Below are 20,164 nucleotides of genomic sequence, written 5' to 3'. Positions count from 1 at the left end.
TTCCAGAGCCCCATCGCCTTCGAGCGAAAGGCCCGCGAAGTGAGCTAAACGCTCTCCACAAAAGCCGGGCAAGTCCAAGTCAAGGCTCCTTGAGAAAGGAGGTATGCGATGCGCCGGTCAAACCGACTCTGTCATCGTGTGCGGGCCTACTTTCGGTGGCGTTTGGGCCGCTGGGAGTTCGTCCGTGCCCATCGCCGCTGTTGCGGCTAGCGCCTAGAAAAACGGGGGGGCGGCTCTTGCGAGGACCGCCCTCTTACAGCGCCATCTGATTCGTTGCAGTTAGTAGAGTGAGTTCACCACACCGCACCAAACCGTAAGGGTCAAACTCCCCTACCTCCCCCTCATCCACGCCAACGTATCCGCCCGCGCCGCCCGCTCCTCCTCCCCGATCGGCACCCCCGGCTCCTCGCTCAAGAGCCGGGCGGCGCCGGGGGCGAGGGTTTCGTAGCCCTCCTGCGTGTCGCCCCATAGCGGCTTGTAACCGTCCAGACCCTCCGCCTAGCGCCGGGCGAGGTAGTCCATCGTCTCGCCCCCGCGCAGCAGCCCCGCCAGCCGCGCATGCATGAAGGCGCGCAGGACCGCGTTCATGCGGGGGCCGTAGCCCGCGCCCATGCCGCGGAAGAAGCGGACCACGTCCTCCTCCAGCGCGATCGTGACCCGCACCCGCTTCGCCTCGCCGCGTTCCAGCGCGATCTCGTGCCATGCCTCGGGGATGCGCCCCTCGGTCAGCAGCTTCTGGTGCAGGTCCCATTCCGGCCGCCGCATCGCGTCGGCTATGTAGTGATAGTTGATCCGCCTCGCCGTCTCCGCCTTCGTGATCCCGCCCATGCGCGCCCCCTGCCTGATGCGGCGACTCTGGCGCGGGCGGGTTAACGCGGGGTGAAGGCGGCGTTCGCACCGCCCGTGCATCACCCGTGCATCGCTTGTGCATCGTCCGTGCGCCTTCCCCCGCCCCCGCCCCTCGCGTAAACGGAACCCCAACGGAGTTCCCCCCATGACCAACACCTTCGGCCGCATCTTCACCTTCACCACCTGGGGCGAAAGCCACGGCCCCGCCCTCGGCGCGACCGTTGATGGCTGCCCGCCGAACGTCCCGCTGGACGAAAGCGCCCTCCAGCCCTTCCTCGACCGGCGCCGGCCCGGGCAGTCGAAGATGACCACGCAGCGGCAGGAAGCCGATCAGGTCCGCATCCTCTCGGGCGTGTTCGACGGGAAAACCACCGGCACCCCAATCCAGCTGATGATCGAGAACACCGACCAGCGCTCGCGCGACTACGGCGAGATCGCGCAGGCGTTTCGCCCCGGCCATGCCGACATCACCTACCACCTGAAATACGGCCACCGCGACTATCGCGGCGGCGGGCGGTCCAGCGCGCGCGAGACGGCGGCGCGGGTCGCGGCGGGGGGCGTCGCGCAGGCGGTGCTGCGCGAGCTGGCGCCTCAGCTGCGGATCACGGGCTACATGGTGCAGATCGGGACGCTGGCGATCGACCGCGGCCGGATCGACCATGAGGAAATCGGGCGCAACGACTTCTTCTGCCCCGACGCAAGCGCGGTCCCCGAATGGACGGACTATCTCAACGCCATCCGCAAGGACCAGGACAGCGTCGGCGCGATGATCGAGGTGGTGGTGCAGGGCTGTCCGCCGGGCCTTGGCGCGCCGGTCTACGGCAAGCTCGACACCGACCTTGCCGCCGCGATGATGTCGATCAACGCCGTGAAGGGGGTCGAGATCGGCGAAGGGATGGCCGCCGCCCGCCTGCGCGGCACCGGGAACGCCGACGAGATCCGCATGGGGCCGCAAGGGCCCGAGTTCCTGTCGAACCACGCGGGCGGGATTCTTGGCGGGATCTCCACCGGGCAGGACATCGTGGTGCGGTTCGCGGTCAAGCCCACCAGCTCGATCCTGACGCCGCGCCGGACAATCGACGCGCATGGGCGCGAGATCGACCTGATCACCAAGGGCCGCCACGACCCCTGCGTCGGCATCCGCGCGGTCCCGGTGGCCGAGGCGATGGCGGCCTGCGTGATCCTGGACCACCTGCTGCTGGACCGGGCGCAGACCGGCGGTATGCGGGGCAGGATCGGCTGATCCGCCGACCGCCGTCCCGCAACCCGCGCGCCAGCCGCAAGTCCCCGACGTGACGCCCGGCTCACCTTGACTATGGCCCAGCCGCAAGCCACCTGTCTGCAGCCCACCTGTCTGCAGCAACACCGCGAGAGGCGTCATGTCCATTCCCCAACAGGGCGGCGGCCCAATCGAGCGGCGCGAGCAGCTTGCCGACTACATCGCATCCGGCGAGAAGCCGGCCGAGAACTGGCGCATTGGCACCGAACACGAGAAGTTCGGCTTCACCTGGGACGACCTGAAGCCCCTGCCCTATGACGGCAAAAGCTCGATCAAGGCGATGCTGGAAGGCTTGCGCGACCGCTTCGGCTGGAAGCAGGTGCTGGAAGGCGACCACCTGATCGGGCTGGAACGCGACGGCGCCAACATCAGCCTTGAACCCGGCGGGCAGTTCGAGCTGTCGGGCGCGCCGCTGGAAACCGTCCACCAGACCTGCGACGAGGTGAACGCGCACCTGGCCGAGGTGCGGCAGGTCGCCGACGAGATCGGCGCGGGCTTCATCGGCCTTGGCGCGGCGCCCGAATGGTCGCAGGCGGACATGCCGATGATGCCCAAGGGGCGCTACGCGCTGATGACGCCCTACATGGAAAAGGTCGGCACGCTCGGCACGCAGATGATGTACCGGACCTGCACGGTGCAGGTGAACCTCGACTTCGGGTCCGAGGCGGACATGGTCCAGAAGCTGCGCGTGGGCCTGGCGTTGCAGCCTGTCGCGACGGCGCTGTTCGCGAACTCGCCTTTCCTCGACGGCAAGCTCAACGGGATGAAGTCGTGGCGCGCGCATATCTGGCAGAACCTCGACGAGGCGCGCACCGGCATGCTGCCCTTCGTGTTCGAGCACGGGTTCGGCTATGACGCCTGGGTGGACTACGTCCTCGATGTGCCGATGTACTTCGTCTATCGGAACGGGCGCTACATCGACGCGCTGGGGCAGTCGTTCCGCGACTTCCTGAACGGCCGCCTGCCCGCGCTGCCGGGCGAGGTGCCGACGCTGTCGGACTGGGCCGACCACATGACGACCGTGTTCCCCGAGGCGCGGGTCAAGAAATACATCGAGATGCGGGGTGCCGACGGCGGCCCGTGGCGGCGGCTTTGCGCCCTGCCCGCGCTGTGGGTCGGCCTGCTTTACGATCAGGGCGCGCTGGATGCGGCATGGGACCTGATCAAGGGCTGGGACCACGAGACGCGCGAGGGGTTGCGCCGCGCCGCGGCCCGCGACGGGCTGGCGGGTCAGGCGGCCGGCGTGCGGCTGGACGAGCTGTCGCGTCAGGTGCTCGACATCGCCGAGGCGGGGCTGAAGTCGCGCGCGCGTCCTGGCGCGGGCGGGTTGATCGCGGACGAGACGCATTTCCTCAATGCGCTGCGCGAGTCCGTGGACAGCGGGATGACGCCCGCCGACGAGCTTCTGGGCAAGTATCACGGCGAATGGCAGGGCGACCTGTCCAACATCTACCGCTACTACAGCTACTGACGGCAAACTACACCTACTGACGACAACGGGCCGGGGTTGCCCCGGCCCATCGTCGCGCAGATCGTCGCCGCAGAGATTGGCCGCAGAGATTCGCCGCTGAGATCAGGCCGCGTCGGGTTGCTTGCGTTCGTCCATGAACTGGTCGAACTCGGCCTTGTCGCGGGCGTCGCGCAGCTTTTGCAGGAAGTCCACGAAGGCGCGGTTCTCATCCTCCAGGCGCTTCAGCGTCTCGTCGCGGTAGGCATCGAAGGCCGCGTTTCCGGTCGATTCCGCGCGGTGGAACCGGTGCGAACGGCCGTTCGTGCGGTGGGTGCGGTGGTGACAGCTTCCAAACATGCGCTTGCTCCAGATCATGTAGCCAAGGATGGCGAGGCCCAGCGGCCAGACGAAAACGAAACCCAGGATCATGGCGACGATCCAGGCGGGCTTGCCGCGCTGGTCCAGCCAGTCGCGGGCCTGCATCAGGACTCCCGCGACGGACACGCCGGACGACGCGGCGGGCTGATAGGGATAGGCGGGGGTGTTCATGGTCGGCTCCTGTTGGATGTGAATGTTAATCACATTAACAATGTGGGAGCGACGAGCCCGCGGTCAATGCCGCGGCGCGCAAATCGGCGAACAAATTTCAGCGGGTCGGATCGGCGGGGATGACGCCCAAGCCACGCAGGTAGATCAGGACGCCGCTTTCCAGCATGTCGTCCGCGCCGATGGGCGCCCGACCGCCCGGGCGCCCGCGCCCGAACAGCTCGACCACCCCGTGCGACATCGCCCAGACGTGGTTCGCCACCATCCGCGCGGGCGGCCGGCTGTCAGGTGCCAGCCGCTCGAACAGCGCGGCCGACGCGCCCTGCATCGCGTCCTGCGCGCGGTCGGCGGCGGCGGTGAGATCCGCGTTGCCGGTGATCGACAAGCCGGATTCGAACATCGCCATGTAGAAGCCGGGCTTTTCGGACGCGAAGCGCAGATAGGCCTGCCCCATCCGCAGGAACGCCGACAGCGCCGACGGCTTGCCGCCGTCGAAGGCCGATTCCAGCCGCAGCGCGAAGTCGTGGAAACCCTGACGCGCCACCTCCTCCAGTAGCTGGTCGCGGCCCGAGAAGTGGCGATAGGGGGCGGCGGCACTGACGCCCGCCAGCCGCGCGGCCTCGGCCAGGGTGAACCCCATCGGGCCCTTGTCCTCGATCAGGCCGACGGTCGCATCGACCAGCGCCTGCCGCAGATTGCCGTGATGATAGCTTTCGCGGCCCAAGCTGCCGCCTACATGCCTTCGCCGAAGAAATCGGCAACCAGCGCCGACAGCGCTGCCATCAGCGCCGCCGCCTGCGGTCCGATCGTGGTGACGGTGATGGAGCTGCCGCGCGGCGCGGTCAGCATCAAAAGGCCCATGATGGAGTTGCCCGCAACCCGCTCGCCGTCTTTTTCGACCAGCGCCGTCGCGTCGAAGCGTTCGACCGTTTCCACGAACTTGGCCGACGCGCGCGCGTGCAGCCCCTTTTCGTTGACGATCTTCAGGGCGCGGGTGATGGGGCCGGTATCCGGCTCTGCCGCGCGGTCCGCATCCTGCGCGCCGGGGGCGTGCCCGGTGCCTGCCGTCATGTGGCGGCGCGGCGCAGTTCGGTCGGCGCGTTGTCCACCGACAGGTCGTAGCAGTTGATGTACTTGCGGCCGGCGTCGCGAGCCAGCGTCACGGCGTCGGCGACCGGCAAATGGCGCGACTTGGCGAGCTTGAGCAGCATCGGCATGTTCGCGCCGTACAAAATCATGCGCTGTTTGTGACTGCACGCGGGCAGCGACAGGTTCGACGGCGAGCTGCCGAACAGGTCCGTGACGACCACGACGCCATCGCCCGTGTCGACGGCATGGGCCGCCGCGCAGATCTCGTCCTGCTTGTCGCCGCGATCATGGTCTTCTTCCATGGTGATCGCGCGGATCCCGCTTTGAGGGCCCACCACGTGCTCGATGGCGGCCAGATATTCCCGCGCCAGTCCCCCATGCGCGACGATGACGATTCCGATCAAAGGTACCTACCACTTGCAACCGCGTCGGTCATGCCGCCCCCTTGTCGCAGCCGGCCGGGGCCGACAGCACGGGGGCCGCATCGCGGCGTTCCAGTTCCCGATGGCGTTTTGACACCTGCCAACCCGCCTGCGCAAGCGCATCGGCCATGTTTTCGGCGATTGTGACGGAACGGTGTTGCCCGCCGGTACACCCGAAACCGATTGCCAGATGCGATTTGCCTTCCTCCACCTGTGCGGGCAAGGCGAATAGAATCAGGTCGCGCACACGCTGAAAGTATTCCGCGTAGCGCGGATCCGACATCACGAAGTCGCGCACCTGCGGGTCGCGCCCGTCGAACGGGCGCAACCCGTCCACCCAGTGCGGGTTGGCGAGGAAGCGGCAGTCGAACATCATGTCAATCCCGCGCGGCACGCCCCGCTTGTAGCTGAACGAATGCACCGACAGCGTGAGTTCGGCGCCCTCGCGCGCGTCCAGCACGCGCCCGACTTCGGCCCGCAGGTCGTGCGGGGACAGCTCGGTCGTGTCGATCAGCACGTCGGCGCGCGACCGGATCGGGCCCAGCAGGTCACGTTCGACCCGAATCGCGTCGGGCGGGGTGCCCTCTTCGGACAGGGGGTGGCGGCGCCGCGTCTCGTTGTAACGCTGGGCCAGCCGTTCCGGCGCGCAGTCGATGAACAGGACCTCGCAGGCATAGGCCGGGTCGCGGGTCAGACGGTCGATCAGGTCGATCACGTTCGAGGCCGAAAAGTCGCGGTTGCGGACGTCGAGCCCAAGCGCGACCGGCGTCGGGCGCGTCAGCCCGTCCAGAAGCCGCGGCACCAGCGACAGGGGCAGGTTGTCGATGACCTCGAACCCCAGATCCTCGAGCGCGCGGATCGCGGTCGAGCGCCCGGCCCCGGACGGACCGGTGACGAGCACCACCCGCTGCTGGCGCGGGGTGCGGTCATGCAATGAGATCGAAGTCGTGTCGGAGCGCATCGGCCCGTCCTGCCCGGAAATCCTATCCAGCCCGCCCCGCCAGCATGTACTGCCGCAGCGCAGCATCAAGATGTGGCGTGAGGGGGCCGAACACAAGGGGGCGCTGCAACCCCAGCACCTCGCGCGTGCGCCACGGCGGCAGGCGCTGATCCTCGACCAGGCCAAGATCGACGATCAGGTCGATGGGCGACGGACCCGCCGCGTCCGCCCGCAGGATGCCCACGGACCGCGCCTCGATCAGCCCGCGCAACGACGCGGGCGCGTCGGCCATCAGGCGGTCGCCGTCGCGCCACAGGCGGACCCTGTCATCGGCCACCAGCACCGCGCCGCGCCCCATCAGCGACAGGCACAGCGCCGACTTCCCCGACCCCGACGGACCTGTGACCAGCAGCCCCCGTCCGCCCATCACCACCGCCGAGGCGTGGACCGTTCCCGTTTCCCCAGCCATCTCGCTTTCCGTCTGACGCCGCGTCGCTTTCAGTCACATGTCAGTCGTATAACGCTAACATGGAATGATTGCGCTAACCGTCCGCAAGGGCACTTTCATCGCACAAAGCCCGTGCTATAGGCGGACCCGCGTCTTCCGCGCCGTCCAAGGAGCACAAGCATGACCGACACCCGCGTCAACCCGAACTTCCGCCTCGAGGATCAGGGCATAACCGGGGTGGGTCAGGCCCATTACAACCTGCTGGAACCCGCGCTGGTCGAGGCGGCGGTGCGCCGCGGCGAGGGCAAGCTGGGCCTGGGCGGAACCTTCCTCGTCCATACCGGCACCAAGACCGGCCGCTCGCCCAAGGACAAGTTCGTCGTCAGGACGCCGGGCGTCGAGGACACGATCTGGTGGGACAACAACCCGCCCATGTCGCCCGACAACTTCAAGCTGCTGCACGACGACATGCTGGCCCACATGAAGGGCAAGGAATACTTCGTCCAGGACCTGTATGCAGGCGCCGACCCCGAACAGCGGCTGGACGTGCGCGTGGTCAGCGAGCTGGCGTGGCACAACCTGTTCATCCGCCACCTGCTGCGCCGCCCCGACGCGTCCGAGCTGGCGGGGTTCAAGGCCGACTGGACGATCGTGAACTGCCCGTCCTTCAAGGCCGATCCCGCCCGCCACGGCACCCGCACCGACACCGTGATCGCGCTCAATTTCGCGGAAAAGCTGATCCTGATCGCCAACACCGGTTATTCGGGCGAGAACAAGAAAAGCGTCTTCACGCTGCTGAACTACATCCTGCCGGAACGCGGCGTGATGCCGATGCACTGCTCGGCCAACCACGCGATCGGCGACGAGAACGACGTGGCGGTGTTCTTCGGCCTGTCGGGCACCGGCAAGACCACGCTGTCGCAGGACCCGTCGCGCACGCTGATCGGCGATGACGAGCATGGCTGGTCCGACAAGGGCGTCTTCAACTTCGAGGGCGGCTGCTACGCCAAGACCATCAACCTGTCGGCCGAAGCCGAGCCCGAGATCTTCGCCACCACCTCGCGCTTCGGCACCGTGATCGAGAACATGGTCCACCACCCCGACACGCTGGAACTGGACTTCACCGACAGCTCGATCACCGAAAACATGCGCTGCGCCTATCCGCTGGATGCGATCTCGAACGCGTCCGAAAGCGGCGTCGCAGGCCAGCCGAAGAACGTCATCATGCTGACCTCGGACGCCTACGGGGTGATGCCGCCGATCTCGCGGCTGTCGCCGCAGCAGGCGATGTATCACTTCCTGTCGGGCTTCACGTCCAAGACGCCGGGGACCGAGGACGGCGTGGTGGAACCGCAGCCGACCTTCTCGACCTGCTTCGGCGCGCCCTTCATGCCGCGCCGCCCGGAAGTCTACGGCAAGCTGCTGGAAGAGCGGATCCAGAAGTCCGGCGCGACGTGCTGGCTGGTGAACACCGGCTGGACCGGCGGCCCGTTCGGCACCGGCAAGCGGATGCCGATCAAGGCCACGCGCGCGCTGCTGTCGGCGGCGCTGGACGGATCGCTGAACGATGTCGAGTTCCGCCGCGATCCGAACTTCGGCTTCGAGGTTCCGGTCTCGGTCCCGGGGGTCGAGGACAAGCTCCTGGACCCGCGCCAGACCTGGGCCGACGGCGCGGCCTACGACGCGCAGGCGGAAAAGCTGAAGGGCATGTTCCGCGAGAACTTCAAGAAATACGAGGACAAGGTCGATCAGGACGTCCGCGACGCCGCGATCTGATCCCGCCTAAACCTTGCCGCCGCTTCGGGGCCGCCCTTCGGGGCGGCCCCTCTCCGTTTCGCCGCGTCGCACAACCCAAGCGTGTGGAACGATCCTGCCGACCATCACGCGCAAACGGGCCGGACCCCGCCGAAACCGGCGTTGAGCCACAGTTGCGCCGATCCGTGCTGTCCGCCGCAAGCGGAACGTGAAACCCGAAGGCCAGCCGCCTCGCGTTCCGGCACGGGCGCGCGGCGCAGTGATGACGAGTCGCGGGTGTCGCATGAACCGTTCCGGCCGCATTATCGGCATCGACCTCGTGCGTTCGGTCGCCATCTGCGGCGCGATGCTGAGCCATGTGGTCGTGATGACCGGCCTCACGCTTCCGGCCCCCGCCGCCGACCACCTGTTCCGCATCGCGCTTCAGACAAGCGCGCCGATCTTCATCGTCCTGTTCGGGAGCATGCTGGAGCTTGCCTACCGGCCGAAGTTCGTGCCCGGCGGCCGGGCCGACGTCGCCGCGCGGCTGATCGCGCGGGCGCTGCAGTGCTGGGCGCTTTACGCGCTGTCGGTCGTGGCGCTGATCGTCGCGTGGCCCGACTATTCGCTGCCGTTCGGCGTGGCCACGATGCTGTTCATGGGGGTAACGCCGTTCACCGACATCCTCAAGTTCTACGCGGTCGTGCTGGCGATCGCGCCCCTGCTGCTGATCGCGCGCAACCGCCTGGGGCTGTGGCCGCTGGCGCTGGCCGCCATTCTGCTGCACGCGGCATGGCCGCTGGCCAGGGACCTGCCCTCGCCCGCGGCGCTTGGCATGCCGCAGGAAATCGACCGCCTCGCCAAGTTCATGTTCGAGGTCGGCGCGCCCGATCTCGGCGGCCCGTCGGTGATCCGCGGCCTGAGCTTCGTCGTGGCGGGCATGGTGCTGGGCCGCGTCCTGACCGCCGCCGGCCGCACCGCGCCGGCGTTGCGGGAACGGGCGCTGCCGCTGGGGGGCATTGCGGCCGCAGCCGTCGCCGTGCTGGCGCTGCTGCCGGGTCCGCACGGTCCGCGCGGGCTTGCCGACATGACGCTGCGCCAGATCGGCCACCCGATCTATTACCTGTTCAACCTGCCGATCGCGGTTCTGGCCACGACCCTGGCGGTGGCCGCGACCGCCGGGGCGCCGGAGGGGACGCAGGCGCGGCTGCGGCGCCTGACCTTCTTCGGCCGCACCAGCCTTTTCACCTTCGCGTTCGGGAATACGCTCCTGTATCTCACCCCGCGTGATCTGGTCGAGCGCCAGCCGCTGGCGGGCAGCATCGCCCTGATCGCGGCGATCACCCTGATGTCATGGCAGTTCGACCGGCTGATGGCCGGCAGCGGCCCCATCGCCGCGCGCGCGCGCCGGGTGCAAGCGGCCTTTGGCGTCCCTGCCCGGCGGATCGTCGCGGCGTTCGGGTGACGCGGCGGCTCAACGCCGCGACAGCACCTGCGGCGCGCGCCGGGCAAACAGCCGCCCGTCGATCAACGCAAGCCCCGCCCCGATCAGCGCCATGCCGATCAGCTGCGCGAACCCCAGCCGCTCGTCCAGAAACAGCCACCCTAGCAGGATCGCCGACACCGGCACGAGGAACGTCACCAGCGAGATGTTGGTGGCCCCGGCCGAGGCGAGGATGCGGAAATAGATGACGTAGGCCAGCGCCGACGACAGCAGCGCCAGCGCCGCGACCGCGGCCCAGCTGGTCGCCGGGTAGCCGACCGGGGGCCCGTTCAGCGCCAGCACCGGGATCGCGAGGACCAGCGTCGAGGCGGTCAGCATCCCCGCCGCCGTGACCATCGGATCGACCCCGATCTGACGAAACCGCCGCCCCCACCAGGCCGAGAACCCGTAGGAAATGGACGCGCAGACCACCGCCAGCTGCGGCAGCAGCGGGTGCTGGCCGCCGATGACGTCGATCCCCATCATCACGGCGACTCCGCCCAGTCCCATGACCACGCCCGCGAGCTTGCGCACGCTCGCCCGCTCGTCGCTCAGAAGCGCGCCGGCGACCAGGACGGTCCACAACGGCGTGCTGGCGTTCAGGATCGAGGCGAGGCCGGACGGGATCTGCTTTTGCCCCCAGACGATCAGGGCAAACGGAATGACGTTGTTCAGCAGCCCCATGACAAGGAACGCGCCCCAGGTCGCCGCCCCGCGCGGGACCCGCCGCCCGGTCGCCAGCACCACGATCCACAGGGCTGCCGCCGCCAGGGCGACCCGCAGCAGCACGATCGTCAGCACCGGCATGTCCCGGACCGCCGTGCCGATGAAGAAGAACGACCCGCCCCACAGCGCGGACAGAAGCAGCATCAGGCCCCATTCCCTGCCGCTCATCCGGGCGCGGATCGCGTCGCTCACGTCCGCGGCTCCCGCCCGAGCATGTAGAACTCCTCGTTGGGCGGAATGTCGGCCATGTTGACGAGCCGGTTCGACATGCCGAAGAACGCGGCGATCGCGCCGATGTCCCAGATCTCGTCGGGGGTGAAGCCCGCCGCGGCCATCCCCTCGCGGTCGTCGTCGGTGATCTCTTCGGCGTCCAGCGCGACCAGCTCGGCATAGTCCAGCATCGCGCGGTGGCGCGCGCTCAGGGGCGCTTTGCGCCAGTTGATCGCCACCTGGTCGGCGATCAGCGGGTCCTTGGCGCGGATCCGCAGGATCGCCCCGTGCGCCACCACGCAATACTGGCAGCGGTTGAGGCCCGAGGTCGCGACCACGATCATCTCGCGCTCGGCCTTGGACAGCCCCTCGTCCTTGTCCATCAGCGCGTCGTGATAGGCGAAGAACGCGCGGAACTCGGCCGGGCGATGCGCGAGCGCAAGGAAGATGTTCGGCACGAACCCCGACTTTTCCTGCACCTTGGCGATCATGTCCTGCATGTCCTGCGGCAGGGCGGCGATGTCGGGCACGGCGAAGCGGCTGATCGCGGTGTTGGTCGGCAGGCTGTCCATGGGTCTTCCCTTCCCATTGTTCCGGCGCAGGCTACTTCGGCGCCGGGCAAGCGCAAGCTTGGCGTGGGCGTGGCGTGGGTGTTGGACAAACGCGAACCATCCGTGCCACGTGCTGATCCGGTGATCTGGAGGATTGCCGATGACGACTCGTTCCGTCCTGACATGACGCGGTCACATGTGGCTTGGGGCGGGGACGCTTTTGTCGACCGCGATGGTGGCAAGCGCCATCGTGCCAGCGATGGACTGGGGCGACGAGGATATCCTTGCCCTCGCCGCGCTGCTTCTGGCGCTTTGCGGCGGCGTCGAGCTTGCGGTGCGCACCGTCCCCGGCCGCCCCGCGCGCACTGCCGCGATCCTCGCGATTGTGACGACTGTCCTGCTCGTGTTCGCCGAGTTGGCCGTCGGCATCCTGCACTAGCCCCTCGGCCTTGACTCCCGCAGCCCGCCTGCGCTAGTCACCGCCAGATTCCCCGGAAGGCAAATCCTTCCGGTCCCCGACTGCCGGGGATCGCCCCCCGTCAGCGCGTTGCGCCCACGGGGGCCGACAGCGTATTTGCAGCGGCCCTGAACAGGAGGACCCGCGAGATGTTCGAGAGCCTTTCAGACCGCCTTGGCGGTGTCTTCGACAGGCTGACCAAGCAGGGCGCGCTGACGCCCGACGACGTCACGGCGGCCATGCGCGAGGTGCGTCAGGCGCTGCTGGACGCCGACGTCTCGCTGCCCGTGGTCCGCAACTTCGTCCGCGCCGTCACCGCCAAGGCGACCGGCGCCGCCGTCACCAAGTCGATCACCCCCGGCCAGCAGGTCGTCAAGATCGTCCATGACGAGCTGATCGCGATGCTGCAGGGCGAGGGTGCGGCCGACGCGCTCCGCGTGGACAACCCGCCCGCGCCGATCCTGATGGTCGGCCTGCAGGGGTCGGGCAAGACCACGACCACCGCCAAGATCGCCAAGCGCCTGAAGGACCGCGAGAAGAAGCGCGTGCTGATGGCGTCGCTCGACACCAACCGCCCCGCCGCGATGGAACAGCTGGCGATCCTCGGCCAGCAGGTCGGCGTCGATACGCTGCCGATCGTGCCGGGCGAGAACGCGGTGCAGATCGCGAAGCGCGCCAAGCAGCAGGCGACGCTGGGCGGTTACGACGTCTACATGCTCGATACCGCCGGCCGCCTGCACATCGACGAAGTGCTGATGGACGAGGTGCAGGCCGTCCGCGACGTGGCGAACCCGCGCGAGACGCTGCTGGTCGTCGACGGCCTGACCGGGCAGGACGCGGTCAACGTCGCGACCGAGTTCGACGGCAAGGTCGGCGTGTCTGGCGTGGTGCTGACCCGGATGGACGGCGACGGGCGCGGCGGCGCGGCGTTGTCGATGCGCGCGGTCACCGGCAAGCCGATCCGCTTCGTCGGTGTCGGCGAAAAGATGGACGCGCTGGAAGGTTTCGACGCCAGCCGCGTCGCGGGCCGCATCCTGGGCATGGGCGACATCGTGGCCCTGGTCGAAAAGGCGCAGGAAACGCTGGAGATCGAGCAGGCCGAGCGCATGATGAAGCGCTTCGCCAAGGGTCTGTTCAACATGAACGACCTCAAGGGCCAGCTTGAACAGATGCTCAAGATGGGCGGCATGCAGTCGATCATGGGCATGATGCCGGGCATGGGGAAGATGGCCAAGCAGGCGGAAACCGCGGGCCTCGACGACAGCGCCATCCGCCGCCAGATCGCGCTCATCAACTCGATGACGAAGAAGGAGCGGGCGAACCCCGAACTGCTGCAGGCGAGCCGCAAGAAGCGGATCGCGGCGGGCGCGGGGCTGGACGTGGCGGAACTGAACCGGCTTCTGAAGATGCAGCGGCAGATGGCCGACACGATGAAGAAGGTCTCGAAGATGGGCAAGGGCGCCATGCTGAAGCAGGCGATGCGGTCCATGACCGGCAAGGGCGGCGGGTTGCCCGACCTCGCCGACGCCGATCCCGCCCGCATGGCCGAGGCCACGAAGATGTTGCAGGACCCGCGCGGCCTTGGCGGCCAGCTGGGCAACCTGAACCTGCCCGGCGGCCTGTCGGGCCTGTTCGGGAAAAAGTGATGACCGCCGTCTCATCCAGTCCCTTGGGTTCCGTCCCCGTTCTGGAAACCGAACGGCTGGTTCTGCGCGGTCCGGCGATTGGCGATTTCGACGCCGTCGCCGCCTTCTATGCCGACCCGCGCTCGCAGCCGGTCGGCGGCTGTCTGACCCGCGTGGAGGCTTGGATGAGGTTTACATCGGGCGCCGGACAGTGGCTGCTGCGCGGCTACGGATTCTGGGAAATCGAGGATCGCGCCACCGGCCGCAACGTCGGCCGCGCCGGCATCTATCACCCCGACGGCTGGCCCGAGCCTGAGCTTGGCTGGATGATCTACGCCGGGACAGATGAGGGCCGGGGCCTCGCGCGCGAGGCCGCGACCGCCGCCCGCGAAGGGGCTGCGCTGCATTTCGGCATGAACCGCGTCATGTCGTCGATCGAGGCCAGCAACCACCGCTCGATCCAGCTGGCCGAACGGATGGGCGCGGTGCGCGACGGGATGTGGACCACCCCATACGGCCCGATGCTGCGCTTCCGCCACGGGGTCGCGCCGTGACCGCCCTTACCCCCGACATCCCGGTGATCGAGACCGAACGGCTGGTCCTGCGCGAGCCGCGGCTGTCCGATCTGGATGCGATGGTCGCGTTCTACGCGGGCGAAGAGCGGACGCGGTTCATCGGCGGCAGGGTCGACCCGTTCCAGGTCTGGGGGCGACTGGCCGGCCAGATCGGCCACTGGGCGCTGCGCGGTTATGGTATGTGGATGGTCGAGGAACGCGCGACCGGCGCGCCCGTGGGCCGGATCGGCCTTTTGTATCCCGCGACATGGCCCGAGCCGGAGCTGGGCTGGCACCTTTTCGACGGGTTCGAGGGCAAGGGCTACGCGTTCGAGGCGGCGTCGGCCGCGCGCGACGCGGGCGCGCGGCTTTTCGGCTTGACCGGCCTCATCTCCCTGATCGACCCGGAAAACATCCGCTCGCAGAACCTCGCCCGCCGCCTTGGCGCGACGATCGAGCGCGAGATCGAGTTCATGGGGCACCCCTGCCACATATGGCGCCACCCCGGAAAGACTGCGGCATGACGATGCAGGACCCCTCCGCCACCGACGCCAAGCGCGACGCTGCCACGGAAACCGCGCCGGGCGGCGACGATCCCGTGGCCCGCGCGGCGGCGCTGCTGCGCGATCATCGCGCTTCGATCGACCGGCTGGATGCCGTGCTGGTCTTTACCCTCGCCGAGCGGTTCAAGCACACGCAATCCGTGGGCCGGCTCAAGGCGGACCACGAGCTTCCGCCCTCGGACCCTGCGCGCGAAAGCCAGCAGATCGAGCGGCTGGAACGCCTTGCGCGCGAGGCCGACCTGGACCCCGCCTTTGCGCGCAAGTTCCTCAACTTCGTGATCGCGGAAGTCATCCGCCACCACGAGCACTTCCAATCCTGACCATCCCTGACGGCGGGTTCCCCGCCACCCGCCATTTCAAAGGAGAATATCGAATGGCAATGAAGATCCGACTGGCCCGCGGCGGCTCCAAGAAGCGCCCGCACTACGCCATCGTCGCCACCGACTCGCGCATGCCGCGCGACGGCCGCTTCCTGGAAAAGCTGGGCACCTACAACCCGCTTCTGCCGCGCGACAGCGAAGACCGCATCAAGATGGACATGGAGCGCGTGCAGTACTGGCTGGGCCAGGGCGCGCAGCCGACCGACCGCGTGGCCCGCTTCCTGGAAGCCGCCGGCGCGACCGAAAAGACCGAGCGCAAGAACCTGAAGAAGGGCGAGCCCGGCAAGGCCGCGAAGGACCGCGCCGAGAAGCGCGCCGCGCGCGAGACCGCCGCCCGCGAGGCCGAGGAAGCCGCGAAGAACGCGCCCGTCGTCGAAGAGGCAGCCGAAGAAGCGACCGCCACCGACGAGACGGCGCTGGACGCATCGGAAGCCACCAGCGGCACCGAAACGCCCTGATCGGCTGCAACCTGGCGGCCGGGCATGACGTTGCCCGGCCGTCCACATCGTGACGGAGCATTCCCGCATGACCGACCGCATCTGTGTGGGGGCCATCGCCGGCGCCTTCGGGGTGCGCGGCGAGGTGCGGCTGAAAAGCTTCTGCGCGAGGGCCGAGGACATCGCGACCTACGGCCCGCTCGCGACCGAGGACGGCAAGCGCAGCTTCGCCGTCAAGCTGACGCGGCCCGTTAATGGTGGCCTTGGCGCGCGGCTGACCGGGGTGGATACCAAGGAACAGGCCGACGCGCTCAAGGGCACGACGCTGTGGGCAGACCGGGCCGCCCTGCCCTCGCTTCCCGATGACGAATTCTATCACGCCGACCTGATCGGGCTCGAGGTCGTGGATACCGGCGGGGTGTCGCTGGGCCGCGTGCGGGCCGTCCACGACCATGGCGCAGGCGACATCCTTGAAGTCCTGGGTCCCTCGGGCGTGCTGCTGGTGCCGTTCACGCGCGCGGCCGTGCCGACCGTGGACCTGACCGCGGGCCGCATCGTCGCCGACCCGCCCGAAAGCGACGAATGAACAGGGTTTCCCCGACTTTCATCCCCGCGCTGGTCGTCATGTTCGCAGGCCCGTTGCTGCAGGGTCTGTCCGGGGCGAGCGACCCGAACGCCTACCTGTTCGCGCCAGTCATCGCGGTGGCAAGCCTGCCAATCGGCGCGCGGCAGGACCTGCAGGCGTCGCTGCGGCTGGCGGCGATGTTCTTTGCGATCGGCGCCCTCGCGCTGGCGCTGTGGTGGGTCGGCGGGCGGATCGGCCCCCTGGGGGGCATCCCCGGCTGGCTGCCGCTGGCCGTCACGGCCGCGGGCGCGATCCTTGCCGTCACGCCGGGGTTCCTGCGCCGATGACCGACGAGCCGCCCCGTTCCCACGGCCGACTGCGCGCGACGCCATCGCTCCGCCCGCGCGAGCTGATGGCCGAGCCGCAGGTCGCGGGCGCCTGGACCGCGCAGATCGTGACCCTGTTCCCCGAGGCGTTTCCCGGCACGCTGGGCCTGTCCCTGACGGGCCGGGCGCTGGCCGAGGGCTTGTGGAACCTGCGCACGATCCCGCTGCGCCAGTTCGGCGAGGGGCGGCACCGCAACGTGGACGACACCCCTGCGGGCGGCGGCGCGGGCATGGTGCTGCGCCCGGACGTGATGGCGGCGGCGCTGCGCGAAGCGCGGGGCGCGGCCCCCGGCCTGCCGGTCGTCTATCTGTCGCCGCGCGGCCGACCGCTGACGCAGGCGCTTGCCCGCAGCCTCGCCCAGGGTCCGGGCGTCACCCTGATCTGCGGCCGGTTCGAGGGCGTGGACCAGCGCGTCCTTGACGCATTCGACGTGACCGAAGTCAGCATCGGCGACTACGTCCTGACAGGGGGAGAGATCGCGGCGCAGGTCTTGATCGACGCGACGGTTCGCCTTATACCGCGCGTGCTGGGGAATCAGGATTCGCTGGCCGAGGAATCCTTTTCCCACGGCCTTCTTGAACATCCGCAGTACACGAAGCCTGCCATCTGGGAAGGCCGCGCGACGCCCGACGTTCTTCTGTCGGGCAACCACGCGGCCATTTCGCAATGGCGCGCCCTACAGGCCGAAAGCCTGACCAAGGAACGCCGCCCCGACCTGTGGCGGGCATATGCCGACCGGCATGTGGACCCGGCAAAGGACCGACAGCTCTCGGGCGCATCAGACCAATCGCGGAACAGCCGCGAGCATGACAAGGACCAACCGCGATGAACCTTATCGCCCAGATCGAAGCCGAGCAGATCGCCGCGCTCGGCAAGACCATTCCCGACTTCAAGGCCGGCGACACCGTGCGCGTCGGCTACAAGGTGACCGAGGGCACCCGGAGCCGTGTCCAGAACTACGAAGGCGTGTGCATCAGCCGCAAGGGCGGCGAGACGCTGGCCGCCTCGTTCACCGTCCGCAAGATCTCGTTCGGCGAGGGCGTGGAGCGTGTGTTCCCGCTGTACTCGACCAACATCGAGTCGATCGAGGTCGTGCGCCGCGGCCGCGTCCGCCGCGCCAAGCTGTACTACCTGCGCGATCGCCGCGGCAAATCGGCCCGGATCGCCGAAGTCACCAACTACAAGCCGAAGGCCGACAAGGCCGCTGTTTCGGCCGACGCAAACGTCAAAGCCTGAGGTCGCGCGCGATGAAAGCCGAAATCCACCCCGACTACCACATGATCTCCGTCAAGATGACGGACGGCACCACCTACCAGGTGCGCTCGACCTGGGGCAAGGAAGGCGACACCATGTCGCTGGACATCGACCCCACCTCGCACCCGGCGTGGACCGGCGGCTCGTCCAAGCTGATGGACACCGGCGGGCGCGTGTCGAAGTTCAAGAACAAGTACGCCGGCCTGGGCTTCTGATCCCCACACCCGACGCGAACGCGAGACGCCGCCCCCCGGGGCGGCGTTCTGCATTCAGGGGCACGGCGGGCGACGGGCAGCGGGCAACGCGCGCCAAAGCTCAGCCCGCCAGCGGCCGGAACCGGTTCAGCGGAATTTTCAGATAGCTGTGGCCGTCCGCCTCGGGCTCGGGCAGGCGGCCGCCGCGCAGGTTGACCTGCAGCGCGTGCAGCATCCGGTCGGGCAGCGCCAGCGTCCGGTCCCTCGCCTCGCGGCTGGCGATGAACTCCTCGCGCGAGGTTCCGTCACGGACGTGGATGTTCGACGCGCGCTGCTCGGCCACGGTGGACAGGTATCCCGGCTCGACGCCGGGCGCCGGGTAGTCGTGGCCGGTGAACAGCCGGGTGTCGGCCGGCAGGTCAAGGATCGCGCGGATCGTGTTCCACAGGTCATCCGCCCCGCCGCCCGGAAAATCGGTCCGGCTGGTCCCGCAATGGGGCATCATCAGCGTGTCGTGGATGAAGGCCGCGTCGCCCGCGACATAGCTGATCGACGCGAGCGTATGGCCCGGCGACAGCATCACCCGCACCGGAATCGTCCCCACCATGAAGCTGTCGCCATCGTGAAACAGCCGGTCCCACTGCCGCCCGTCGGCCGCGATCCGGTCGTCGTTGTAGAACGTCCGCCACATCCGCTGCACCTCGACCACCCGGGCGCCGATCCCGCGCGGCACGCCGCCAAGGCGGTCGGACAGATAGACCGCCGCGCTGAAGTGGTCGGCGTGGGGATGGGTGTCGAGGATCCATTCCACCTCGATCCCCCGCGCCTCGACATGGGCGAGGATGCGGTCTGCCTCGGTCGTGCTGGTCGCGCCCGCGCGGCCGCAGAAGTTCCAGACGGGGTCCACGATCGCGCCCTTCATCGTCGCGGGATCGTGGAAGACATATTGCAGGCTGCCGGTCGGCCGGTCGAAGAAACATTCGACGACGGGCCGACCGGCAGCTTCGTGGATCGGTTCGCCGGGCTGGCTGGAAGGCATGTCTTGGAACCCTTGCAGATTTTCGGCGGACCTTACCCTGCGCGCACGCGATGGTGAACAGCCGCTTTGCAACCCCTGGACGGGCTGGCTAGACAGTGGGGCGGCAAGGGGAATCGCGTGGCGCACATCATCGTCGTCGGCAACGAAAAGGGCGGGTCGGGCAAGTCCACGACCTCGATGCACGTGGCGACGGCGCTTTCGCGCATGGGCCACCGCGTCGGCGCACTGGACCTAGACGTGCGCCAGCGCAGCTTCGGGCGCTATCTGGAAAACCGCGCCGCGTTCGCCGCGCGCGAGGGGCTGGACCTGCCGACGCCGCTGCTGGCCGAGCTTTCGCGCGACGGCAATGACGGCGGCGACGATCCGCTGTCGGCCGTGGTCGGGGCGCTCGACGAAAGCTGCGACTTCATCCTGATCGACTGCCCGGGCTCGCACACCAAACTCGCGCAGATGGCGCATGCGCTGGCCGACACGCTCATCACGCCGATGAACGACAGCTTCATCGACTTCGACCTGCTTGCGCGGATGTCGCCCGAGGGCAAGGTGCTGGCCCCGTCGATCTATGCCGAGATGGTGTGGAACGCGCGCCAGCTGCGTGGGCAGGCGGGCGCGGGCCCGATCGACTGGATCGTGCTGCGCAACCGCCTTGGCACGCAGGAAATGCACAACAAGCGCAAGGTCGGCACCGCGCTCGCGTCGCTGTCGAAGCGGATCGGCTTCCGGGTGGCGGCGGGCTTTGCCGAGCGGGTGATCTTTCGCGAGCTGTTCCCGCGCGGCCTGACGCTGCTGGACCTGCGCGACATCGGCACCGCGCAACTGTCGATGTCCAACATCGCCGCGCGGCAGGAACTGCGCGACTTGGTCACGGAACTGCGACTTCCGGGCGTGAACGCGGCGTTCTAGGCAGGGGCGCGCCTGCCGCCCGGGCAGCGGCATTGTTGCAGGACCGCGTCTGGCTTAAACAGGCGCTGAGCTTCAACCT

General features: G+C 68.6%; 26 protein-coding genes. 16 read left to right on the top strand and 10 right to left on the bottom strand.

All coding sequences use genetic code 11. From position 1 onward, the window contains the following. Positions 1-498: 498 nt before the first annotated feature. Positions 499-828, bottom strand: a complete 330-nt coding sequence (locus FNF32_RS15320) for a BrnA antitoxin family protein (protein ID WP_185961921.1) — start codon at positions 826-828, stop codon at positions 499-501. 166 nt (positions 829-994) lie between these two features. Here FNF32_RS15320 and aroC point away from each other — a divergent pair, with 166 nt between their 5' ends. Both aroC and FNF32_RS10210 read left to right on the top strand, forming a co-directional pair. Further along, entirely contained in the window at positions 995-2,092 is a 1,098-nt protein-coding gene (gene aroC / locus FNF32_RS10215) for a chorismate synthase (RefSeq protein ID WP_131674695.1), read from the top strand. A gap of 136 nt (positions 2,093-2,228) precedes the next feature. Next, positions 2,229-3,599: a glutamate--cysteine ligase gene (locus FNF32_RS10210; protein WP_131674696.1), complete on the top strand. Its 1,371-nt coding sequence runs from the start codon at positions 2,229-2,231 to the stop codon at positions 3,597-3,599. A 102-nt stretch (positions 3,600-3,701) separates the two neighbouring features. Here FNF32_RS10210 and FNF32_RS10205 read toward each other — a convergent pair whose 3' ends face one another. The 6 genes from FNF32_RS10205 to FNF32_RS10180 all read right to left on the bottom strand — a co-directional run bounded on the left by FNF32_RS10205 (position 3,702) and on the right by FNF32_RS10180 (position 7,044). Beyond that, positions 3,702-4,127, bottom strand: coding sequence for a DUF2852 domain-containing protein (locus FNF32_RS10205; protein ID WP_131674697.1), 426 nt, complete (start codon positions 4,125-4,127; stop codon positions 3,702-3,704). Between the two features lie 97 nt (positions 4,128-4,224). Continuing rightward, positions 4,225-4,848 carry a TetR/AcrR family transcriptional regulator gene (locus FNF32_RS10200; protein ID WP_131674698.1) on the bottom strand — a complete coding sequence of 208 codons (624 nt, stop codon included), beginning with the start codon at positions 4,846-4,848 and terminating at the stop codon, positions 4,225-4,227. Positions 4,849-4,856: 8 nt separating this feature from the next. Then, positions 4,857-5,123 carry an HPr family phosphocarrier protein gene (locus tag FNF32_RS10195; protein WP_246087775.1) on the bottom strand — a complete coding sequence of 89 codons (267 nt, stop codon included), beginning with the start codon at positions 5,121-5,123 and terminating at the stop codon, positions 4,857-4,859. Positions 5,124-5,191: 68 nt separating this feature from the next. Further along, a complete protein-coding gene (locus FNF32_RS10190) occupies positions 5,192-5,617 on the bottom strand; it encodes a PTS sugar transporter subunit IIA (protein WP_131674700.1) in 426 nt (141 codons plus the stop codon). Positions 5,618-5,645: 28 nt separating this feature from the next. Further along, positions 5,646-6,596, bottom strand: a complete 951-nt coding sequence (rapZ, locus tag FNF32_RS10185) for an RNase adapter RapZ (protein WP_131674701.1) — start codon at positions 6,594-6,596, stop codon at positions 5,646-5,648. 22 nt (positions 6,597-6,618) lie between these two features. Continuing rightward, positions 6,619-7,044 (bottom strand): HPr kinase/phosphorylase, encoded by a 426-nt coding sequence (locus FNF32_RS10180; RefSeq protein ID WP_131674702.1) that lies wholly within the window; start codon positions 7,042-7,044, stop codon positions 6,619-6,621. Positions 7,045-7,203: 159 nt separating this feature from the next. Between FNF32_RS10180 and FNF32_RS10175 the strand changes: the two genes are divergently transcribed. Together FNF32_RS10175 and opgC are read left to right on the top strand one after the other, a co-directional pair. Beyond that, positions 7,204-8,799, top strand: coding sequence for a phosphoenolpyruvate carboxykinase (locus FNF32_RS10175; RefSeq protein ID WP_143796621.1), 1,596 nt, complete (start codon positions 7,204-7,206; stop codon positions 8,797-8,799). 262 nt (positions 8,800-9,061) lie between these two features. Beyond that, positions 9,062-10,222 carry an OpgC domain-containing protein gene (gene opgC / locus FNF32_RS10170; RefSeq protein WP_185961920.1) on the top strand — a complete coding sequence of 387 codons (1,161 nt, stop codon included), beginning with the start codon at positions 9,062-9,064 and terminating at the stop codon, positions 10,220-10,222. 9 nt (positions 10,223-10,231) lie between these two features. On the opposite strand, the gene FNF32_RS10165 is transcribed toward opgC, so the two are convergent. Together FNF32_RS10165 and FNF32_RS10160 are read right to left on the bottom strand one after the other, a co-directional pair. After that, on the bottom strand, positions 10,232-11,158 hold the full coding sequence (locus FNF32_RS10165; protein WP_246087770.1) for a DMT family transporter: 927 nt from the start codon (positions 11,156-11,158) through the stop codon (positions 10,232-10,234). Beyond that, positions 11,155-11,748 carry a peroxidase-related enzyme gene (locus FNF32_RS10160; RefSeq protein WP_131674705.1) on the bottom strand — a complete coding sequence of 198 codons (594 nt, stop codon included), beginning with the start codon at positions 11,746-11,748 and terminating at the stop codon, positions 11,155-11,157. The genes FNF32_RS10165 and FNF32_RS10160 overlap by 4 nt, the downstream gene beginning before the upstream one ends. Positions 11,749-11,923: 175 nt before the next feature. Here FNF32_RS10160 and FNF32_RS10155 point away from each other — a divergent pair, with 175 nt between their 5' ends. The 11 genes from FNF32_RS10155 (at position 11,924) to rpmE (ending at position 18,164) form a co-directional block, all read left to right on the top strand. After that, the gene (locus FNF32_RS10155) at positions 11,924-12,166 is read left to right on the top strand and encodes a hypothetical protein (RefSeq protein WP_131674706.1); all 243 of its coding nucleotides are present in this window, start codon (positions 11,924-11,926) and stop codon (positions 12,164-12,166) included. A gap of 167 nt (positions 12,167-12,333) precedes the next feature. Then, entirely contained in the window at positions 12,334-13,830 is a 1,497-nt protein-coding gene (gene ffh, locus FNF32_RS10150; protein ID WP_131674707.1) for a signal recognition particle protein, read from the top strand. Then, complete coding sequence (locus FNF32_RS10145) at positions 13,830-14,363, top strand: GNAT family N-acetyltransferase (RefSeq protein ID WP_131674708.1); 534 nt, start codon at positions 13,830-13,832, stop codon at positions 14,361-14,363. The genes ffh and FNF32_RS10145 overlap by 1 nt, the downstream gene beginning before the upstream one ends. Next, positions 14,360-14,887, top strand: a complete 528-nt coding sequence (locus FNF32_RS10140; protein WP_131674709.1) for a GNAT family N-acetyltransferase — start codon at positions 14,360-14,362, stop codon at positions 14,885-14,887. Before FNF32_RS10145 ends, FNF32_RS10140 begins: the two co-directional genes overlap by 4 nt. Beyond that, entirely contained in the window at positions 14,884-15,246 is a 363-nt protein-coding gene (locus FNF32_RS10135) for a chorismate mutase (RefSeq protein ID WP_246087769.1), read from the top strand. Before FNF32_RS10140 ends, FNF32_RS10135 begins: the two co-directional genes overlap by 4 nt. A gap of 53 nt (positions 15,247-15,299) precedes the next feature. Continuing rightward, a complete protein-coding gene (rpsP, locus tag FNF32_RS10130) occupies positions 15,300-15,764 on the top strand; it encodes a 30S ribosomal protein S16 (RefSeq protein ID WP_131674710.1) in 465 nt (154 codons plus the stop codon). 67 nt (positions 15,765-15,831) lie between these two features. Continuing rightward, on the top strand, positions 15,832-16,329 hold the full coding sequence (rimM, locus tag FNF32_RS10125) for a ribosome maturation factor RimM (RefSeq protein ID WP_131674711.1): 498 nt from the start codon (positions 15,832-15,834) through the stop codon (positions 16,327-16,329). Further along, positions 16,326-16,655, top strand: coding sequence for a hypothetical protein (locus FNF32_RS10120; RefSeq protein WP_131674712.1), 330 nt, complete (start codon positions 16,326-16,328; stop codon positions 16,653-16,655). Before rimM ends, FNF32_RS10120 begins: the two co-directional genes overlap by 4 nt. Then, positions 16,652-17,524: a tRNA (guanosine(37)-N1)-methyltransferase TrmD gene (gene trmD, locus FNF32_RS10115; RefSeq protein ID WP_131674713.1), complete on the top strand. Its 873-nt coding sequence runs from the start codon at positions 16,652-16,654 to the stop codon at positions 17,522-17,524. The genes FNF32_RS10120 and trmD overlap by 4 nt, the downstream gene beginning before the upstream one ends. Further along, complete coding sequence (rplS, locus tag FNF32_RS10110) at positions 17,521-17,931, top strand: 50S ribosomal protein L19 (RefSeq protein ID WP_131674714.1); 411 nt, start codon at positions 17,521-17,523, stop codon at positions 17,929-17,931. Before trmD ends, rplS begins: the two co-directional genes overlap by 4 nt. A gap of 11 nt (positions 17,932-17,942) precedes the next feature. Next, the gene (gene rpmE, locus FNF32_RS10105; RefSeq protein ID WP_131674715.1) at positions 17,943-18,164 is read left to right on the top strand and encodes a 50S ribosomal protein L31; all 222 of its coding nucleotides are present in this window, start codon (positions 17,943-17,945) and stop codon (positions 18,162-18,164) included. A 100-nt stretch (positions 18,165-18,264) separates the two neighbouring features. Here rpmE and FNF32_RS10100 read toward each other — a convergent pair whose 3' ends face one another. Then, complete coding sequence (locus tag FNF32_RS10100) at positions 18,265-19,182, bottom strand: MBL fold metallo-hydrolase (RefSeq protein WP_131674716.1); 918 nt, start codon at positions 19,180-19,182, stop codon at positions 18,265-18,267. 117 nt (positions 19,183-19,299) lie between these two features. On the opposite strand from FNF32_RS10100, the gene FNF32_RS10095 reads away from it, so the two are divergent. Beyond that, positions 19,300-20,085 (top strand): division plane positioning ATPase MipZ, encoded by a 786-nt coding sequence (locus FNF32_RS10095; protein WP_131674717.1) that lies wholly within the window; start codon positions 19,300-19,302, stop codon positions 20,083-20,085. Positions 20,086-20,164: the final 79 nt, after the last annotated feature.

The sequence above is a fragment of the Paracoccus marinus genome (assembly GCF_007018965.1).
GTDB lineage: Bacteria > Pseudomonadota > Alphaproteobacteria > Rhodobacterales > Rhodobacteraceae > Paracoccus > Paracoccus marinus.
The sequence above is the reverse complement of the archived record's forward strand: the minus strand, read 5'-3'. Positions and strand labels throughout refer to the sequence as shown.

Excerpts from the sequence above, each read along its gene's own strand:
- FNF32_RS15320 (WP_185961921.1), bottom strand. The coding sequence starts at position 828 with ATGGGCGGGATCACGAAGGCGGAGACGGCGAGGCGGATCAACTATCAC.
- aroC (WP_131674695.1), top strand. The coding sequence starts at position 995 with ATGACCAACACCTTCGGCCGCATCTTCACCTTCACCACCTGGGGCGAA.
- FNF32_RS10210 (WP_131674696.1), top strand. The coding sequence starts at position 2,229 with ATGTCCATTCCCCAACAGGGCGGCGGCCCAATCGAGCGGCGCGAGCAG.
- FNF32_RS10205 (WP_131674697.1), bottom strand. The coding sequence starts at position 4,127 with ATGAACACCCCCGCCTATCCCTATCAGCCCGCCGCGTCGTCCGGCGTG.
- rapZ (WP_131674701.1), bottom strand. The coding sequence starts at position 6,596 with ATGCGCTCCGACACGACTTCGATCTCATTGCATGACCGCACCCCGCGC.
- FNF32_RS10180 (WP_131674702.1), bottom strand. The coding sequence starts at position 7,044 with ATGGCTGGGGAAACGGGAACGGTCCACGCCTCGGCGGTGGTGATGGGC.
- FNF32_RS10175 (WP_143796621.1), top strand. The coding sequence starts at position 7,204 with ATGACCGACACCCGCGTCAACCCGAACTTCCGCCTCGAGGATCAGGGC.
- opgC (WP_185961920.1), top strand. The coding sequence starts at position 9,062 with ATGAACCGTTCCGGCCGCATTATCGGCATCGACCTCGTGCGTTCGGTC.
- FNF32_RS10160 (WP_131674705.1), bottom strand. The coding sequence starts at position 11,748 with ATGGACAGCCTGCCGACCAACACCGCGATCAGCCGCTTCGCCGTGCCC.
- FNF32_RS10155 (WP_131674706.1), top strand. The coding sequence starts at position 11,924 with ATGTGGCTTGGGGCGGGGACGCTTTTGTCGACCGCGATGGTGGCAAGC.
- ffh (WP_131674707.1), top strand. The coding sequence starts at position 12,334 with ATGTTCGAGAGCCTTTCAGACCGCCTTGGCGGTGTCTTCGACAGGCTG.
- FNF32_RS10145 (WP_131674708.1), top strand. The coding sequence starts at position 13,830 with ATGACCGCCGTCTCATCCAGTCCCTTGGGTTCCGTCCCCGTTCTGGAA.
- FNF32_RS10135 (WP_246087769.1), top strand. The coding sequence starts at position 14,884 with ATGACGATGCAGGACCCCTCCGCCACCGACGCCAAGCGCGACGCTGCC.
- rpsP (WP_131674710.1), top strand. The coding sequence starts at position 15,300 with ATGGCAATGAAGATCCGACTGGCCCGCGGCGGCTCCAAGAAGCGCCCG.
- rimM (WP_131674711.1), top strand. The coding sequence starts at position 15,832 with ATGACCGACCGCATCTGTGTGGGGGCCATCGCCGGCGCCTTCGGGGTG.
- FNF32_RS10120 (WP_131674712.1), top strand. The coding sequence starts at position 16,326 with ATGAACAGGGTTTCCCCGACTTTCATCCCCGCGCTGGTCGTCATGTTC.
- trmD (WP_131674713.1), top strand. The coding sequence starts at position 16,652 with ATGACCGACGAGCCGCCCCGTTCCCACGGCCGACTGCGCGCGACGCCA.
- rplS (WP_131674714.1), top strand. The coding sequence starts at position 17,521 with ATGAACCTTATCGCCCAGATCGAAGCCGAGCAGATCGCCGCGCTCGGC.
- rpmE (WP_131674715.1), top strand. The coding sequence starts at position 17,943 with ATGAAAGCCGAAATCCACCCCGACTACCACATGATCTCCGTCAAGATG.
- FNF32_RS10100 (WP_131674716.1), bottom strand. The coding sequence starts at position 19,182 with ATGCCTTCCAGCCAGCCCGGCGAACCGATCCACGAAGCTGCCGGTCGG.